Annotated in this window: 12 protein-coding genes; 8 read left to right on the forward strand and 4 right to left on the reverse strand. The window is 69.7% G+C overall.

The annotated features are described in order from the left end of the window. The first annotated feature begins 31 nt into the window (after positions 1–31). A complete protein-coding gene (locus tag ACFYOV_RS13920; protein WP_389086868.1) occupies positions 32–739 on the forward strand; it encodes a GNAT family N-acetyltransferase in 708 nt (235 codons plus the stop codon). After that, a complete protein-coding gene (locus ACFYOV_RS13925) occupies positions 648–1,967 on the forward strand; it encodes a hypothetical protein (protein WP_389086870.1) in 1,320 nt (439 codons plus the stop codon). The genes ACFYOV_RS13920 and ACFYOV_RS13925 overlap by 92 nt, the downstream gene beginning before the upstream one ends. A 15-nt stretch (positions 1,968–1,982) precedes the next feature. Here ACFYOV_RS13925 and ACFYOV_RS13930 read toward each other — a convergent pair whose 3' ends face one another. From ACFYOV_RS13930 to ACFYOV_RS13945, 4 genes are read right to left on the reverse strand one after another with little or no spacing between them, the layout of a single operon-like run. Further along, entirely contained in the window at positions 1,983–2,753 is a 771-nt protein-coding gene (locus ACFYOV_RS13930) for a succinate dehydrogenase/fumarate reductase iron-sulfur subunit (RefSeq protein WP_389086872.1), read from the reverse strand. Next, positions 2,750–4,684: a fumarate reductase/succinate dehydrogenase flavoprotein subunit gene (locus ACFYOV_RS13935; protein WP_389086875.1), complete on the reverse strand. Its 1,935-nt coding sequence runs from the start codon at positions 4,682–4,684 to the stop codon at positions 2,750–2,752. Before ACFYOV_RS13935 ends, ACFYOV_RS13930 begins: the two co-directional genes overlap by 4 nt. A gap of 19 nt (positions 4,685–4,703) precedes the next feature. Continuing rightward, positions 4,704–5,540 carry a hypothetical protein gene (locus ACFYOV_RS13940; protein ID WP_389086877.1) on the reverse strand — a complete coding sequence of 279 codons (837 nt, stop codon included), beginning with the start codon at positions 5,538–5,540 and terminating at the stop codon, positions 4,704–4,706. A gap of 56 nt (positions 5,541–5,596) precedes the next feature. After that, positions 5,597–5,887 carry a hypothetical protein gene (locus ACFYOV_RS13945; RefSeq protein ID WP_389086880.1) on the reverse strand — a complete coding sequence of 97 codons (291 nt, stop codon included), beginning with the start codon at positions 5,885–5,887 and terminating at the stop codon, positions 5,597–5,599. 287 nt (positions 5,888–6,174) lie between these two features. Here ACFYOV_RS13945 and ACFYOV_RS13950 point away from each other — a divergent pair, with 287 nt between their 5' ends. From ACFYOV_RS13950 to ACFYOV_RS13975, 6 genes are all read left to right on the forward strand, one after another. After that, positions 6,175–8,463, forward strand: coding sequence for an ABC transporter family substrate-binding protein (locus ACFYOV_RS13950; protein ID WP_389086882.1), 2,289 nt, complete (start codon positions 6,175–6,177; stop codon positions 8,461–8,463). 141 nt (positions 8,464–8,604) lie between these two features. Then, entirely contained in the window at positions 8,605–9,327 is a 723-nt protein-coding gene (locus ACFYOV_RS13955) for a hypothetical protein (RefSeq protein WP_389086885.1), read from the forward strand. Positions 9,328–9,413: 86 nt separating this feature from the next. Further along, complete coding sequence (typA, locus tag ACFYOV_RS13960; protein ID WP_389086887.1) at positions 9,414–11,321, forward strand: translational GTPase TypA; 1,908 nt, start codon at positions 9,414–9,416, stop codon at positions 11,319–11,321. Positions 11,322–12,072: 751 nt separating this feature from the next. Next, complete coding sequence (locus ACFYOV_RS13965; protein WP_389086890.1) at positions 12,073–13,689, forward strand: ABC transporter substrate-binding protein; 1,617 nt, start codon at positions 12,073–12,075, stop codon at positions 13,687–13,689. A gap of 138 nt (positions 13,690–13,827) precedes the next feature. Further along, the gene (locus ACFYOV_RS13970) at positions 13,828–14,757 is read left to right on the forward strand and encodes an ABC transporter permease (RefSeq protein WP_389086891.1); all 930 of its coding nucleotides are present in this window, start codon (positions 13,828–13,830) and stop codon (positions 14,755–14,757) included. Continuing rightward, positions 14,750–15,703 (forward strand): ABC transporter permease, encoded by a 954-nt coding sequence (locus ACFYOV_RS13975; RefSeq protein WP_389086894.1) that lies wholly within the window; start codon positions 14,750–14,752, stop codon positions 15,701–15,703. The genes ACFYOV_RS13970 and ACFYOV_RS13975 overlap by 8 nt, the downstream gene beginning before the upstream one ends. The last annotated feature ends 5 nt before the right edge of the window (positions 15,704–15,708 follow it).

Consider the following 15,708-nt stretch of genomic DNA (forward strand, 5'->3'; position numbering starts at 1 on the left):
CCTGCGCGCACCACCGTCCTGCGCTCGCCGCGTGCGTGGCATTCCGACGAGCCGGACGGCCGGTTCCCGCACCCTGCGGCCCTGGAGCCGCGCGGACGCCCCGGCCCGGCCGAGCCGTCCGAGGACGACGCCCTGCACCGCTGGACGGGCACGGGCGTACGGGACGGAGGCGAGGGCGGTGCGCCGGCCGGCCGAGCAGGCGCGTGGCCGGCGGACGGGGAACCGCTTCGCGCTCGTGGCCGAGGAGGACACCCGGCTGGTCGGCCACGTGGTCCTCAAGTACCCCGCATGCGGCGCCGGCCCGGCGGGGGTCGGCTACTGGACCCTGCCGCACGCGCGGGGGTGCGGGGTGGCCACGCGGCAGCTGGACGCCCTGACCGACCGGGCCTTCACCACGTTCGCCCAGGAGTCGCCGACCCGCCTCGAGTTGCTGCACCGGGCCGACAACACGGCGTCCTGCCGCGTCGCCACCAGGAGCGGCTTGGCCCCGACGTCCGCGGTCCGCCCTGCCCGCGTCCCCGCCCATCTTTCCCCGCGACGGCCACCTGCACCTGCGGCACGCGCCCACCACCACGTGATCGCAACCGCGCCGGAGCCTACGGTCGTCCTCCCCCTCAACATCACCCACACGGCTGAGGGGACCCACCATGCGACGCACGGGACCGGAGGAACCGGAGGCCGGGGGGACGGGGGATCCCTCGCCGGAGCCGACCGGAACTCCTCCCGCGGAGGCCGGTGACGGGCACCCGCGCGAGCGGGAGTCCCCCCGCACCGGCACCGACGCCCCGCACGAGCCCTCCGACACCCGTACCGACGCGCCCCGGGACCCGTCCGCTCCCGACGCCGACACGGACGCCGACACGGACACAGACGCAGACACAGAAGCCGACGCCGGCGCAGATGCCGGTGCCGACACCCCGGCCGGGCACGACCCCGCCCCCACCAAGACCCGGAGTCCCTGGCCCCGTCGGGTGGGGCGGGGTGTACTCGCGCTCGTGCTCGTTCTGCTCCTGCCCGTACTCGCCGCCCAGGCCGCCCTGCGGATCAACTACACCGGTGACCCCGCCGACGGCACCCGCACCCGTGACCGCGACGCCCTCTGGCTCGGGCACGCCTGGGTCGACGGGCGCAAGACGGACGTCGACGTCACCGCGCTGGCCCGGCAGTTGCGCGGCACCGGGATCCGGGACCTCTACGTCCACTCCGGGCCGCTGGAGCACGACGGGAGCCTGCCGAAGTCGGCGTACCCCCGGGCCCGTTGGCTGATCGAGGCCGTGCACCGGGAGATACCGGGGGTCCGGGTCCAGGCATGGCTCGGCGACATCCTCGCCCCGGAGCACCCCGAGGCGCTGCACCTGGAGCGTGCCGCGTCACGTGCCGCCATCCTCCGCTCAACCCGGGAGGTCCTGGACACCGGCTACGACGGCGTCCACTTCGACCTGGAGCCGCTGCACTCCGGCGACCGCGACTTCCTCGCGCTCCTGGACGCCCTGCACCGCGAGACCCGGTCCCGCGACGTGCCGCTCTCCGTCGCCGCCCACCAGATCGACCCGCTGCCCGCCTTCCACTCCTTCTGGGGCACGCTGACCGGACACCCCAAGTGGTGGTCGCAGGAGTACTTCGGGCAGGTCGCCCGGCGCGTCGACCAGATCGCCCTGATGTCGTACGACACCATCCAGCCGCTGGAGAGCACCTACGGCGGCTACGTCGCCCAGCAGACCGCCCTCGCCCTGGAGGTCACCCCGCCGTCCACCGACCTGCTGATGGGCCTGCCCTTCTTCAAGGAGAACCGCTTCGGTCACTGGGCGCACGCCGAGACCGTCCCCGCCGCCGTCCGTGGCGTCCGCCTCGGCCTGTCCCGCACCGACGCCGACCGCGCCCGCTTCGGCGTCGCCCTCTACGTCGACTTCGCCGCGACGGAGGCCGACTGGGCCGCGTACCGCAGGGACTGGGTGAACCGGCGGTGAGCCCGCCGGCCCCGGTCACCCCGTCCGCCGCCGGATCCGGTTCCCCAGCCACACCAGCGGGTCGTACTTGCGGTCCACCGCCCGCTCCTTCAGCGGGATCAGCGCGTTGTCCGTGATCCGGATGCCCTCGGGGCACACCTCCGTGCAGCACTTGGTGATGTTGCAGTAGCCGAGTCCGTGTTCGTCCTGGGCCGTGCGCTCGCGGTCGAGGCCCGTGTCCCCGGCCGCGTCGAGCGGATGCATGTCCAGCTCCGCGACGCGCATCAGGAAGCGGGGCCCCGCGAACGCCTCCTTGTTCTCCTCGTGGTCGCGCACCACGTGGCAGGTGTCCTGGCACAGGAAGCACTCGATGCACTTGCGGAACTCCTGCGACCGGTCCACGTCCTCCTGCATCATCCGGTACTCGCCGGGAGCGAGGTCCGCGGGCGGTACGAAGGCCGGGATCTCCCGGGCCTTCGCGTAGTTGAAGCCGACGTCCGTCACCAGGTCCCGGATCACGGGGAACGCCCGCAGCGGTGTCACGGTGATCGTCTCGTCCCGGCCGAAGACCGACATGCGGGTCATGCACATCAGCCGGGGCCGCCCGTTGATCTCCGCCGAGCACGAACCGCACTTGCCGGCCTTGCAGTTCCAGCGCACGGCGAGGTCGGGGACCTGGGTGGCCTGGAGGCGGTGGACGATGTCGAGGACCACCTCGCCGTCGTTCACCTCGACGGCGAAGTCCTCCAGGCCGCCGCCCTCCGCGTCCCCGCGCCACACCCTGAAGCGGGCCTCGTAGCTGCTCACTCGTACAGCTCCTCTTCGGCGAGGTACTTGACCAGCTCCTCCTTCTCGAAGAGGGCGAGCAGGTCGGGGCGGATGGGTTCGGTGGTCTCGCGGCTCAGGGAGATCCGGCCGCTCACCGGGTCGGCGGCCGGGAGCCCGCCGGTGGGGTCGGTCAGCCGGCACAGCAGGTTGACGTTGCGCCACGCGCGGTCCATTGCCGCGTGGTCCTCGCGGGTGTGCCCGCCGCGCGACTCGGTGCGCTCCAGCGCGGCCCGTGCCACGCACTCGCTGACCAGCAGCATGTTCCTGAGGTCCAGCGCCAGGTGCCAGCCCGGGTTGAACTGCCGGTGCCCCTCGACCCCGGCCCGGCGGGCCCGCACCGTCAGCTCGCCCAGCTTCTGGAGGGCCTGCTTCATCTCGGGCTCGCGGCGGATGATGCCGACCAGGTCGTTCATCGTCTGCTGGAGTTCCTGGTGCAGGGTGTACGGGTTCTCCGGCGGGCCGGCGGCCGCATCGTCGTTCTCCGCGGAGAACGGGCGCAGCGCCTCCGCGGCTGCCGTGTCGATCTGGGCCTCGTCCACCCGGGGCCGCGCCGCCCCCTGCCCGGCCGCGTACTCGGCCGCGTGCAGGCCCGCCCGGCGCCCGAACACCAGCAGGTCGGAGAGCGAGTTCCCGCCGAGCCGGTTGGAGCCGTGCATCCCGCCGGCCACCTCACCGGCCGCGTACAGCCCCGGCACCCCGCGCGCCGCCGCGGAGTCGGAGTCCACGGCGATACCGCCCATCACGTAGTGGCAGGTGGGCCCGACCTCCATCGGCTCGGCGGTGATGTCGACGTCGGCCAGCTCCTTGAACTGGTGGTACATCGACGGCAGCCGCCGCTTGATCACCTCGGCCGGCATCCGCGTGGACACGTCCAGGAAGACCCCGCCGTGCGGTGAGCCGCGGCCCGCCTTCACCTCGGCGTTGATGGCGCGGGCCACCTCGTCGCGGGGGAGCAGTTCGGGCGGGCGGCGGTTGTGGTCCGGGTCGTCGTACCAGCGGTCGCCCTCCTCCTCGGACTCGGCGTACTTGTCCTTGAAGACGTCCGGGACGTAGTCGAACATGAACCGCTTGCCCTCGGAGTTGCGCAGCACCCCGCCGTCACCGCGCACGGACTCGGTGACCAGGATGCCCTTCACCGAGGGCGGCCAGACCATCCCCGTGGGGTGGAACTGCACGAACTCCATGTTCAGCAGCGGGGCGCCCGCCAGCAGGGCCAGTGCGTGGCCGTCACCGGTGTACTCCCACGAGTTCGACGTGACCTTGAACGACTTGCCGATGCCGCCCGTCGCGATGACCACGGCGGGCGCCTCGAGCACCAAGAAGCGGCCGGTCTCCCGCTCGTAACCGAAGACCCCGCAGACGGACTCGCCGTCCTTGAGCACCCGGGTGACCGTGCACTCCTGGAACACCTTCAGCCGGGACTCGTAGTCGCCGGTCTCGCGGTGGTCCTGCTGCTGGAGGGCGACGATCTTCTGCTGGAGGGTGCGGATCAGCTCCAGGCCGGTGCGGTCGCCGACGTGGGCGAGGCGCGGGTACTCGTGGCCGCCGAAGTTGCGCTGCGAGATCCGGCCGTCCTTGGTCCGGTCGAAGAGCGCGCCCCAGGTCTCCAGCTCCCACACCCGCTCGGGCGCCTCCCGGGCATGCAGCTCGGCCATCCGCCACTGGTTGAGGAACTTGCCCCCGCGCAGGGTGTCGCGGAAGTGGACCTGCCAGTTGTCCCCGGCGTTGACGTTGCCCATGGCGGCCGCGATGCCGCCCTCGGCCATCACGGTGTGCGCCTTGCCGAACAGCGACTTGCAGATCACGGCCGTACGGGCGCCGCGCTCGCGGGCCTCGATGGCGGCGCGCAGTCCGGCGCCGCCCGCCCCGACCACGACGACGTCCCATTCCTGCCGGTCGACCACGGTCATATCGAAAAGGCCCCACTCATCAGAAGAAGCGCGGATCGTCGAAGGCACCGGACGCGACGAGATAGACGTACAGGTCGGCGAGCGCCACGCTCACCAGGGACGCCCAGGCCAGCTGCATGTGCCGGGCGTTGAGCCGGCCCACCCACTGCCACATCCGGTAGCGCAGCGGGTGCCTGGAGAAGTGCGTGAGCTTGCCGCCGACGATGTGCCGGCAGGAGTGGCAGGACAAGGTGTACGCCCAGATCAGCACGATGTTGACCAGGAACACCAGGGTGCCGAGGCCCATGTGGCCCCAGTCGTAGTGCTCGTCGCGGAAGGCGAGCACGGTGTCGTAGGTGAGGATCCCGGCGACCGGGACCGCCGCGTAGAAGAAGTACCGGTGGATGTTCTGCAGGATCAGCGGGAAGCGGGTCTCCCCGGTGTACTTCCGGTGCGGCTCGGCCACCGCGCAGGCCGGCGGGGACGCCCAGAAGCCCCGGTAGTACGCCTTGCGGTAGTAGTAGCAGGTCAGGCGGAAGCCGAGCGGGAAGATCAGGATGATGATCGCCGGTGAGATGCCCCACCAGGTGCCGAAGATCTCCCAGTTCGGCCCCGCTTTCATCGGCTCGCAGTTCTCCGCCAGGCAGGGCGAGTAGAACGGCGAGACGTACGGTGCCGCGTAGTAGTCCGCGTTGGCGAAGGCCCGCCAGGTCGAGTAGACGACGAAGGCCAGCAGGCCGGCCGCGGTGGCGGCCGGGGCCAGCCACCAGCGGTCGGTCCGTAGGTGCGGGGCGTCGATCGCGGCGCGCGTGCCCGTTCTCACGCCGCCGCCTCTTCGATGGGGTTCCGTGGCAGGGGGTTCCGTACCAGTGGCCACTTGTCCACTCCGGTCGGGTCAGGTGGGGTCGGGCGTGCCGGTCGGCGCCGGACGGGTCAGGGGGCGTTCCGGTGGCGGGCGCCGAGACCTTCGTCGTCCGTGTCCACCCACAGGGAGGGGTCGTACGGCGTGTCGGAGATGGTGACGAGGTCGGGCCGCTTCGCGGCGGACGGCGTGGCGACCGCCTCCCGCAGCAGGGCGACGCTCTCACGCAGGTGATCGGCGTCGTGCCGGACGCGGCGCATCTCGAGACCGCCGCTGCCGAGCTGCTTCTCCAGGCGTCCCACCGACCGGTACAGGTCGTCGAGGCAGCGCTGGACGGATGTCAGTTCGTCGTGCACGGACATGACTTGCCCTCACTTCCGCGGGTCCTTCGAGGCCCAAGGCGGCACGTTCATGCGCCTGCGAGTGTTGCGCGTCACACCTTGCGCTGTGAAGGGATGTGCATCGATTGGCCGAGGCGCGTGGGTGCACCGCTCGGTGCGTTGCGCCGCACGAGTGGGCTTCCCCGCCGTGGCCGCCGTGTCGCGCTCGGTTGCCGAACCCTTTCCTCTTCAGTGGCCGCATACATCAGATGAACTCCAAATACCACCAAAAGTGATCGTAACGCCCGCGGCTTCCCGGAGGTACCCAGATGTCCCACGACGGCGTCGGACCGCGTGCGGTCACCCGTTCGGCCGCCTTCCTCATCGCGGGCGCGCTGGCCGTGACCGCGCTGGCCGGATGCAGCTCCGAGGACCCCGCGGGCAGGCCCCTCGCCGGCCAGGACATCGCTCCCGCCGCCCGGGAGCGGATCGCCGACGGGGGCACCCTGCGCTGGGCGGTGGACACCGTCCCGGACACCCTGAACACCTTCCAGTCGGACGCCGATGCCACCACCACCCGCATCGCCCAGGCCGTGCTGCCGTCGATGTTCCGGATGGACGCCCGGGGCCGGCCGGTGCGCAACGCCGACTACCTGGAGTCCGCGAAGGTGGTCGAGACCGAGCCCCGGCAGGTGGTCCTCTACAAGCTCAACCAGCAGGCGGTCTGGAGCGACGGCCGCGAGATCGGCGCCGCCGACTTCGCCGCCCAGTGGCGCGCGCTGTCCGGCAAGGACACCGCCTACTGGACCGCCCGCAACGCAGGCTACGACCGCATCGAGAAGGTTGAACGCGGCAAGGGCGACCTCGAGGTCAAGGTCACCTTCCGCCGCCCGTACGCCGACTGGCGCTCGCTGTTCACGCCGCTGTACCCGAAGCAGGTCATGGGCACCCCCGACTCCTTCAACGACGGTGTGCGCCGGAAGCTGAAGATCACCGCGGGGCCGTTCGCCCTGCAGAAGATCGACCGGGCGGACGGCGAGGTCGCCCTCACCCGTAACGCCCGCTGGTGGGGCGATCCCGCCAAGCTGGGGAAGATCGTGCTGCGGGCCGTGCCCCGGGACGAGCGCATCTCCGCGCTCGCCGAGGGCACCGTCGACCTGGCCGAGATCGACCCCGCCGCAGCCCGCCGCGTCACCGTCGCAGCGCGCCGGCGCAGCGGGAACACACCGCTGGCGGGTCCGGGCGGCGACCGGTCCGCCGCGGAGGCGCTGCACTCCTGGGCGGTGGCCAACGGCTCCGACGAGGAGGCGGCGGACGAGGAGATCACCGCTCGCGAGAAGCTGCGCCGGGCCGCCGCCCGGTACGCCCGCAGGCAGAAGGCCCTCGGCGTCTTCGAGGTGCGCAAGTCGCTGGAGCCCGCCTTCACCCAGCTTGCCCTCAACGGCGCCGAGGGCCCGCTCGCCGACGAGCGGGTGCGCAGGGCCGTGGTCCGCGCCCTGGACCGGAAGGACCTGGCCGAGGCGGTCCTGAAGCCGCTCGGCCTGCCCGCCGAGCCCGTCGGCAGCCACCTGGCCCTGGTCGGCCAGTCGGCCTACGCCGACGGCAGCGGCGCCCTCGGCGACCAGGACACCAAGGAGGCGCGGGCGCTGCTGGCGGACGCCGGGTGGGTGGAGGGCGGACCTGTCGAGACGAAGGAGAACGCGGAGAAGGGAGAGAAAGGGGAGAAGAAGGAGAAGGACGAGCAGGGGAAGAAGGAGGGGGACGGGGAGCAGGCGGCCGGGTCCGAGGGCGACGAGGCATCCGGCGACGAGTCCGGGAACGGCGACGACGGCACGTACGTCGTCGGCCGGGACGGCGAGAGCAGGACGCGTGACGACGACGGCAAGGCGACCCGCGACCACGGCGGCGACGACCACGTCGCCCAGGACGGCCCCCGGCAGCTGACGCAGGGCGGTGCTCCCGGCGCCTACGCCCCCAAGGGCAGCGCCGCCCCGGCCGCCGCCGAGAGCGCCCCGCGGGCCAAGAACGGCAAACCGCTGACCCTGCGCTTCGTGCTCCCCTCGGGCCCCGGCTCCGACACCCTGCGCACCGTGGCCGACCGGATCTCCCGCATGCTGGAGCGGGTCGGCATCCGCACGGACATCTCCCGGGTCGCCGACGAGAGCTACTTCAAGGACCACATCGCCTCCGGCCAGTACGACCTCGCCCTCTACTCCTGGCCCGCGACCGCCTTCCCCGCTACCGACGCCCGCCCCGTCCACGCCAAGCCGGTCCCCGCCGCCGACGGCTCGCTGAACGTCGAGCAGAACTACACCCGCGTCGGCACCGACCAGGTCGACCAGCTCTTCGAGCAGGCCGTCGCCACGCTGGACGACGCCGAGCGCCGCTCCCTGATCCGCAAGGCCGACTCCCGGATCTGGGCGATCGCCGGCTCCATCCCCCTCTACCAGCGCCCCCAGCTCACGGCGGCCCGCAAGAACCTGGTCAACGCCGGCGCGTTCGGCTTCCGCACCCCCGTCTACGAGGACATGGGCTTCCTGAGGAAGGGGGCCCAGGGGCCGACGGCCGACCGGACGAACGACGCGAAACCGCCGACGAGCACCGCCTCCGACGGCTGACGGGTCCGAAACGGGCCGCTCGCACCTCTGAGCTACCTCAAACCGCTTGTGACCCGCCCACCGGCACCCGCACGCTGAAGCCCGCAGCGATCATGTGCGGGCGCCGACCGCGCCCGCACCTCGGGGGAAGAGGGTCCGGCCATGCGCGGTACGACACGACGGAGCCGGGCGGCGGGACCGCTCGCGGTGACGCTGGTGGCCCTGCTCGCCGCCTGCTCCGGGGGCGGGACGGGCGAGCCCCGAAGCAGTCGCACGAGCGAGAAGGCCGCGGTACGGGCCTGCGCCGGTGGCATGTTCGCGTGGTCCGGCGTCAGGAAGACGGACAGACTGACGGGTGTCGCCGAGAGGCAGCAGCTGGGGAAGAACGGGGGGAAGCTGACGAAGCCGCTGACGCGGGTGTACACCCCGCGTCCGTCGGTGCAGGCCGATGGGCCGGTCGCTTCCCCGGCGGAGGTCCTCTTCTCGCTGGGCAAGAAGATCGGCGAGATCGAGTCCGACGCTCGCACCCTGGCGCAGACGGACGGCGAGACCTGGAGCTTCACCGACGTGCACGTCAAGGCCCCTGCCCTCGACCCATCCATCACCGCCGTCAACGGTCCCGGGGACATCGTGAACTACGCCGGGGTGCGCGAGGTGGCAGGTGATTTCCGGTACACCTGTCCGGGCGGCGAGACCGTCACAGGACACGCCCGGACGTGGCAGATCGACATGGGCGGCGTCCTTGACTGCGGCGAGAGCGTCGACTCGGACCTCGCCCTCCAGGCCGCCCGCCGCGCCTGCCCACAGGGCTCCGAGGCAGCCGCAGGGCCTGACCCCGCCCCGCCCGTCGAGTCGTCACGGTCCGGGCCCCGTACCATGGGGTGAGGCCGTGGCGTGTTCAGCCCGGCAGGGCCCGCGCACCACAGACGTTCGCGCAGGGCATTCCTCAGCACTCCGGGAGTACGCCTTATATGGCCACGCGCCACGACATCCGCAACGTCGCCATCGTCGCCCACGTCGACCACGGCAAGACCACCATCGTCGACGGCATGCTCAAGCAGGCCGGTGCCTTCGCCGCCCACCAGCTCGACCAGGTCGACGACCGCATGATGGACTCCAACGACCTGGAACGTGAGAAGGGCATCACGATCCTCGCCAAGAACACGGCGGTGAAGTACCACCCCAAGGACGGCGGGGACCCCATCACGATCAACATCATCGACACCCCCGGCCACGCCGACTTCGGCGGCGAGGTCGAGCGCGGCCTGTCGATGGTCGACGGCGTCGTCCTGCTCGTGGACGCCTCCGAGGGCCCGCTGCCGCAGACCCGCTTCGTGCTGCGCAAGGCGCTCCAGCAGCGGCTGCCGATCATCCTGTGCATCAACAAGACCGACCGTCCGGACTCCCGGATCGACGAGGTCGTCAACGAGACCTACGACCTCTTCCTCGACCTGGACGCCGACGAGGAGCAGATCGAGTTCCCGATCGTCTACGCCTGCGGCCGGGACGGCGTCGCCTCCCTGACCAAGCCGGAGGACGGCACGGTCCCGGGCGACTCCGACTCGCTGGAGCCGTTCTTCTCCACGATCCTGGAGCACATCCCGGCCCCGACCTACGACGAGGACGCCCCGCTCCAGGCCCACGTCACCAACCTCGACGCCGACAACTTCCTCGGCCGCATCGCCCTGCTGCGCGTGCACCAGGGCGAGCTGAAGAAGGGGCAGACGGTCGCGTGGATGAAGCGCGACGGGTCCGTCACCAACGTGCGCATCTCCGAGCTGATGATGACCGAGGCGCTCACCCGCAAGCCCGCCGAGAAGGCCGGCCCGGGTGACATCTGCGCCGTCGCCGGCATCCCGGACATCATGATCGGCGAGACCCTGGCGGACCCGGAGAACCCGGTCCCGCTGCCGCTGATCACGGTGGACGAGCCCGCGATCTCGATGACCATCGGCACCAACACCTCCCCGCTCGTCGGGCGCGGCGGCACCGGCAAGGGCGCCGACGCCAAGGCGGCGGTGAAGGACCGAAAGGTCACCGCCCGTCAGGTCAAGGACCGCCTGGACCGCGAGCTCATCGGCAACGTCTCGCTCCGCGTCCTGGAGACCGACCGCCCCGACGCCTGGGAGGTGCAGGGCCGCGGCGAACTGGCGCTGGCCATCCTGGTGGAGACCATGCGCCGCGAGGGCTACGAGCTCACCGTCGGCAAGCCGCAGGTCGTCACCAAGGAGGTCGACGGCAAGGTCTACGAGCCGGTCGAGCGCATGACGATCGACGTGCCCGAGGAGCACATGGGCGCCGTGACCCAGCTCATGGGTGTCCGCAAGGGCCGGATGGACAACATGTCCAACCACGGCTCGGGCTGGGTGCGCATGGAGTTCGTGGTGCCCTCGCGCGGCCTCATCGGCTTCCGCACCGAGTTCCTGACCCAGACCCGCGGCACCGGTATCGGCCACTCCATCCACGAGGGCCACGAGCCGTGGTTCGGGGCGCTCACGACCCGTAACAACGGCTCCCTGGTCGCCGACCGCTCCGGTGCCGTGACCGCCTTCGCGATGACCAACCTCCAGGAGCGCGGCGTGCTGTTCGTCGAGCCCGGCACCGAGGTGTACGAGGGCATGATCGTCGGGGAGAACTCCCGCTCCGACGACATGGACGTCAACATCACCAAGGAGAAGAAGCTCACCAACATGCGGTCCTCGACGGCCGACGTGACCGAGTCGATCGTGCCGCCGCGCAAGCTGTCGCTGGAGCAGTCCCTGGAGTTCTGCCGCGACGACGAGTGTGTCGAGGTGACCCCGGAGGCCGTCCGCATCCGCAAGGTCGTCCTCGACCAGCGCGAGCGCGCCCGCGCCGCCAGCCGCGCCAAGCACGCCTGAGGCCCTTCCGCACGACGCCGCCGGGCACCCCACACGACCGTGGGGTGCCCGGCGGCGTTTGTGCGCTGGAAGACACGCGAATACACGAGAAAGGCCGCCGCGCCCCAGAACCCCTGTGGGACGTCACCTGAGATGTCTCCGGGGGCGTCATGGGAGAAGTACAGGGGCAGAAGCCCGCGAGAGCAGAGCGAATAAGAAGTGGTCGAAAGAGGGAGGGTAGGGAAAACCCTTGACTTGCCTTTGCCCCGCCGATGAGCAGGCCCGCGGGCACTACCCTGCTCCGGAAGCGGCGCCCTTGTGACCGGCAGATTCCGGGCCCACGGCCTCACGGCCAACGGCCTTGCCACACAAGCCCGCTGAGCACAGGGCAGTCCTTGAGGGCACCCTGCACGGCGGCGACGTTACCCGCAATCGGTTTTTCTCACCCCGGCGTCCGGAATGCGGACACCACACTCCGATAGATGTGTAACAAGTCCGTTTCGCAGGGATCTTTCACCAAACCGTTTGTCCGGATTTTGGAAGATGTAGGCGCGAGCTGTGATCGAACCGAGACCTCGAGAGTGTGGTTCGGTCCGGGCGCATGGCAGATAGTTAGGCGCGTAGAGCTCGGAAGAACGGGTCACGCGCTGACGGCGCCGACTCACGAGCGCGGGGGCACCTGACGATCTCCGACACCGGCGACGGGCGGTGGGCGGTGACATGTCGTGTGCTCCCCTTTGCGGTGAACCAATGGACTCATGAGGAGGAACCCATGCGCGGTGCCAAGAGCGCCAAGTGGGTCGCGATAGCCGCGGTTGTGGCGCTGGGCGCGACCGCCTGTGGTGGGGGAAGCGGTGACAGCGAGGGGCAGAAGAAGGGCTCCGGACCCGCGGGCTACGTCTCGATCGACGTCGGCGAGCCGCAGAAGCCGCTGATCCCGGCTGACACCAACGAGAGCAACGGCTCGTACGTCATCCAGTCCCTGTTCACCCAGCTGCTGGACTTCGACGCCAAGGGCGAGATCGTCTACACGAACGCCGAGTCGGTCACCACCGACGACTCCAAGACGTGGACGGTCAAGCTCAAGAAGGACTGGAAGTTCCACAACGGCGAGGCCGTCACCTCCAAGTCGTACGTCGACGCCTGGAACTGGTACGCCAACATCAAGAACAACCAGCAGAACTCCTTCTGGTTCCAGGACATCAAGGGCTACGACGACGTCCACCCCGAGAAGGGTGACCCGAAGTCCGAGGCCATGTCCGGCCTGAAGATCGTGGACGACCACACCTTCACGATCGAGCTGAAGTACACGATGCCGTACTTCAACTACAAGCTCGGCTACTCCACCTGGGCCCCGCTGCCCAAGGTCTTCTACGACGACCCGAAGGCCTTCGGCAAGAAGCCGGTCGGCAACGGTCCCTACACCTTCGAGAAGTGGGACCACAAGAAGCTGATCCAGGTCAAGGCCTGGGACGACTACAAGGGCCCGAACAAGGCGAAGAACAAGGGCGTCCAGTTCAAGGCCTACACGACGCTCGAGGCCGCCTACAAGGACGTCGTCTCCGGCAACCTGGACATGATCCGCCAGGTCGGCCCGACGGACCTGCCGAAGTACAAGCAGGACCTGGGTGACGGCGCCATCGAGCAGCCGTACGCGGCCATCCAGACGCTGACCCCGGCGTTCTACTCCAAGACCTTCAAGGACATCGACCCGAAGGTCCTGCAGGGTCTGTCGATGGCGATCGACCGCGAGACGATCACCAAGACGGTTCTGAACAACACCCGTACGCCGGCCAAGGGCTTCACGCCGCCGGGAGTCAAGGGCTACCAGAACCTGGACACCGACATCTTCACGTACAACCCGGAGAAGGCCAAGCAGCTCGTCAAGGAGGGTGGCGGCGTTCCGGGCAACAAGTTCACCATCCAGTACAACACCGACGGTGGCCACAAGGAGTGGGTGACCGCGGTCTGCGAGTCCATCCGCAAGGTCACCGGCGTCGACTGCGTGGGCGACCCCAAGCCGGACTTCGCCACGGACCTCGAGGCCCGTGACAACGACCAGGTGAAGGGCATGTACCGCGGTGGTTGGGTTGCCGACTACCCGGTCAACGCCAACTTCATGAAGGAGCTCTACCACTCCACCGCCGAGGCCAACAACGGTCGCTTCTCCAACAAGGAGATCGACAAGCTGATGAACGAGGCCGACCAGGCCAAGTCCCTCGACGAGTCGGTGAAGGCCTTCCAGAAGGTCGAGGAGAAGCTGGTCGAGCACATGCCGGCCATCCCGCTCTGGTACTACCGCATCAACGGCGGTCACGGTAAGAACGTCGACAACGTCAATGTCGACTTCCACGGTGACCTCGAGGTCTGGGCCGTCACGACGAAGTAAGTCGAGCCCTCGGGCCTCATTCCCAACTCGGCCGTTGACCCACCGCCGCTGCGAAGCGGCGGTGGGAGGTTGCACGGGGCCGCACCCTGGATCAGGGGGCGGCCCCCGAACCTGCAGTAACCCCTCACGGAGGCACCTATGGGGCGCTATGTCGCACGACGACTGCTCCAGATGATCCCGGTGTTCATCGGGTCAACCTTGATCATCTTCTGCATGATGTACGCCCTGCCCGGCGATCCCGTCCGGGCGATGATGGGGGATCAGGCGTACGACCCGACGGTGGTCGCGAACATCAAGAAGGACCTCGGGCTCGATCAGCCGCTCATTCAGCAATATGTGAACTACATGGCCGGGCTGTTCCAGGGTGACTTCGGCACCCAGATCGCCAGTCAGCGGCCGATCGCCGACATCATTGCGGACGCGTTCCCGGTGACGATCCGGCTGACGATCTTCGCGTTCACCTTCGTCTCGCTCGTGGGCATCGGCCTCGGCATCGTCGCGGGCCTGAAGCCCGACACGCTGCGCGACCGCGGACTGCTCACCCTGACGCTGGTGCTCGTCTCGATGCCGTCCTTCGTGCTGGGCTTCCTGCTGCAGTACCTGCTTGCCTTCAAGTGGTCCGTCACCACGCCCACGGTGACCGACTCGACCGACTTCTCCCAGCTCGCGCTGCCCGCCACCGTGCTGGCATCACTGTCGCTCGCCTACGTCGCCCGGTTGACCCGCACGTCGATCGCGGAGAACCTGCGTTCCGACTACATCCGCACCGCCGTGGCCAAGGGCCTGCCGCGCCGCCGTGTCGTCGGTGTCCACCTGATGCGCAACTCGCTGATCCCCGTGGTCACCTTCCTCGGCATCGAGATCGGCAGCCTGATGACCGGCGCCATCGTCACCGAGGGCATCTTCAACGTGCGGGGTATCGGTGTCGAGATCTACGAGGCGCTCACCCGGCGTGAGGGTGCCACGGTCGTCGGCATCGCCTCGCTGATGGTGCTCGTCTACCTCGCCGCCAGTTTGATCGTCGACCTGCTCTACGCGGTCCTGGACCCGAGGATCCGGTATGCCTGACAAGACCGCTGAGAAGGTCACGACCGCAACCGGCGAGCCGATCGCCGCCGTTGTCGCCCCGGACGCCGGTTCCGCGCCGGCCAAGGCGCGCAGCCTCTGGTCCGACGCCTGGCACGACCTGCGGCGCAACCCGCTGTTCCTGATCTCGGCCGTGCTGATCGTGTTCCTGCTGGTGATGTCGGTCTGGCCGGGCCTGTTCACCAGCGCTTCGCCGCGCGACGCCGATCTGGCCAAGCACTACCTGGGCAAGCCGAACTGGGGTCACTTCTTCGCCCCCGACTGGCTCGGCTACGACGTGCAGGGGCGTTCGATCTACGCGCGGGTGGTCTACGGGGCCCGTGCGTCCATCTCCGTCGGTGTCGGCGTGACCGTCTGCGTCACCGTCCTCGGCACCGTCATCGGCATGGTCGCCGGCTACTTCGGCGGCTGGACCGACACCCTGCTCTCGCGGCTGACCGACATCTTCCTGGGCATCCCGTTCCTGCTCGGCGCCCTGGTCGTGCTGAACTCCTTCACCGACCGCACCGTCATCGTGGTGATCCTGGCCCTCGCCTTCCTCGGCTGGACCCAGATCGCCCGTGTCGCCCGCGGCGCGGTGATCACCATCAAGCAGGCCGACTACGTGGTGGCGGCCAAGGCGCTCGGTGCCTCCACCTCCCGGATCCTGTTCCGGCACATCCTGCCCAACGCGCTCGCTCCCATCATCGTCGTGGCGACGATCGCGCTCGGCGGTTACATCGCGGCCGAGGCGACGTTGTCCTTCCTGGGTGTCGGCCTCGGTGACACCGCGGTGTCCTGGGGCGGCGACGTGGCGCGAGGACGTGAGCAGCTCCGTATCGCTCCGCACACGCTGATCGTCCCCTCGGTGATGGTCTCGATCACGGTGCTCTCGTTCCTGATGTTCGGCGATGCGGTACGCAACGCCCTCGACCCCAAGCTGCGCTGAGGGAG

The sequence above is a fragment of the Streptomyces sp. NPDC005931 genome (assembly GCF_042871235.1).
In the GTDB taxonomy this organism is placed as follows: Bacteria; Actinomycetota; Actinomycetes; order Streptomycetales; family Streptomycetaceae; genus Streptomyces.

Excerpts from the sequence above, each read along its gene's own strand:
- ACFYOV_RS13925 (WP_389086870.1), top strand. The coding sequence starts at position 648 with ATGCGACGCACGGGACCGGAGGAACCGGAGGCCGGGGGGACGGGGGAT.
- ACFYOV_RS13935 (WP_389086875.1), bottom strand. The coding sequence starts at position 4,684 with ATGACCGTGGTCGACCGGCAGGAATGGGACGTCGTCGTGGTCGGGGCG.
- ACFYOV_RS13945 (WP_389086880.1), bottom strand. The coding sequence starts at position 5,887 with ATGTCCGTGCACGACGAACTGACATCCGTCCAGCGCTGCCTCGACGAC.
- ACFYOV_RS13950 (WP_389086882.1), top strand. The coding sequence starts at position 6,175 with ATGTCCCACGACGGCGTCGGACCGCGTGCGGTCACCCGTTCGGCCGCC.
- ACFYOV_RS13955 (WP_389086885.1), top strand. The coding sequence starts at position 8,605 with ATGCGCGGTACGACACGACGGAGCCGGGCGGCGGGACCGCTCGCGGTG.
- typA (WP_389086887.1), top strand. The coding sequence starts at position 9,414 with ATGGCCACGCGCCACGACATCCGCAACGTCGCCATCGTCGCCCACGTC.
- ACFYOV_RS13965 (WP_389086890.1), top strand. The coding sequence starts at position 12,073 with ATGCGCGGTGCCAAGAGCGCCAAGTGGGTCGCGATAGCCGCGGTTGTG.
- ACFYOV_RS13970 (WP_389086891.1), top strand. The coding sequence starts at position 13,828 with ATGGGGCGCTATGTCGCACGACGACTGCTCCAGATGATCCCGGTGTTC.
- ACFYOV_RS13975 (WP_389086894.1), top strand. The coding sequence starts at position 14,750 with ATGCCTGACAAGACCGCTGAGAAGGTCACGACCGCAACCGGCGAGCCG.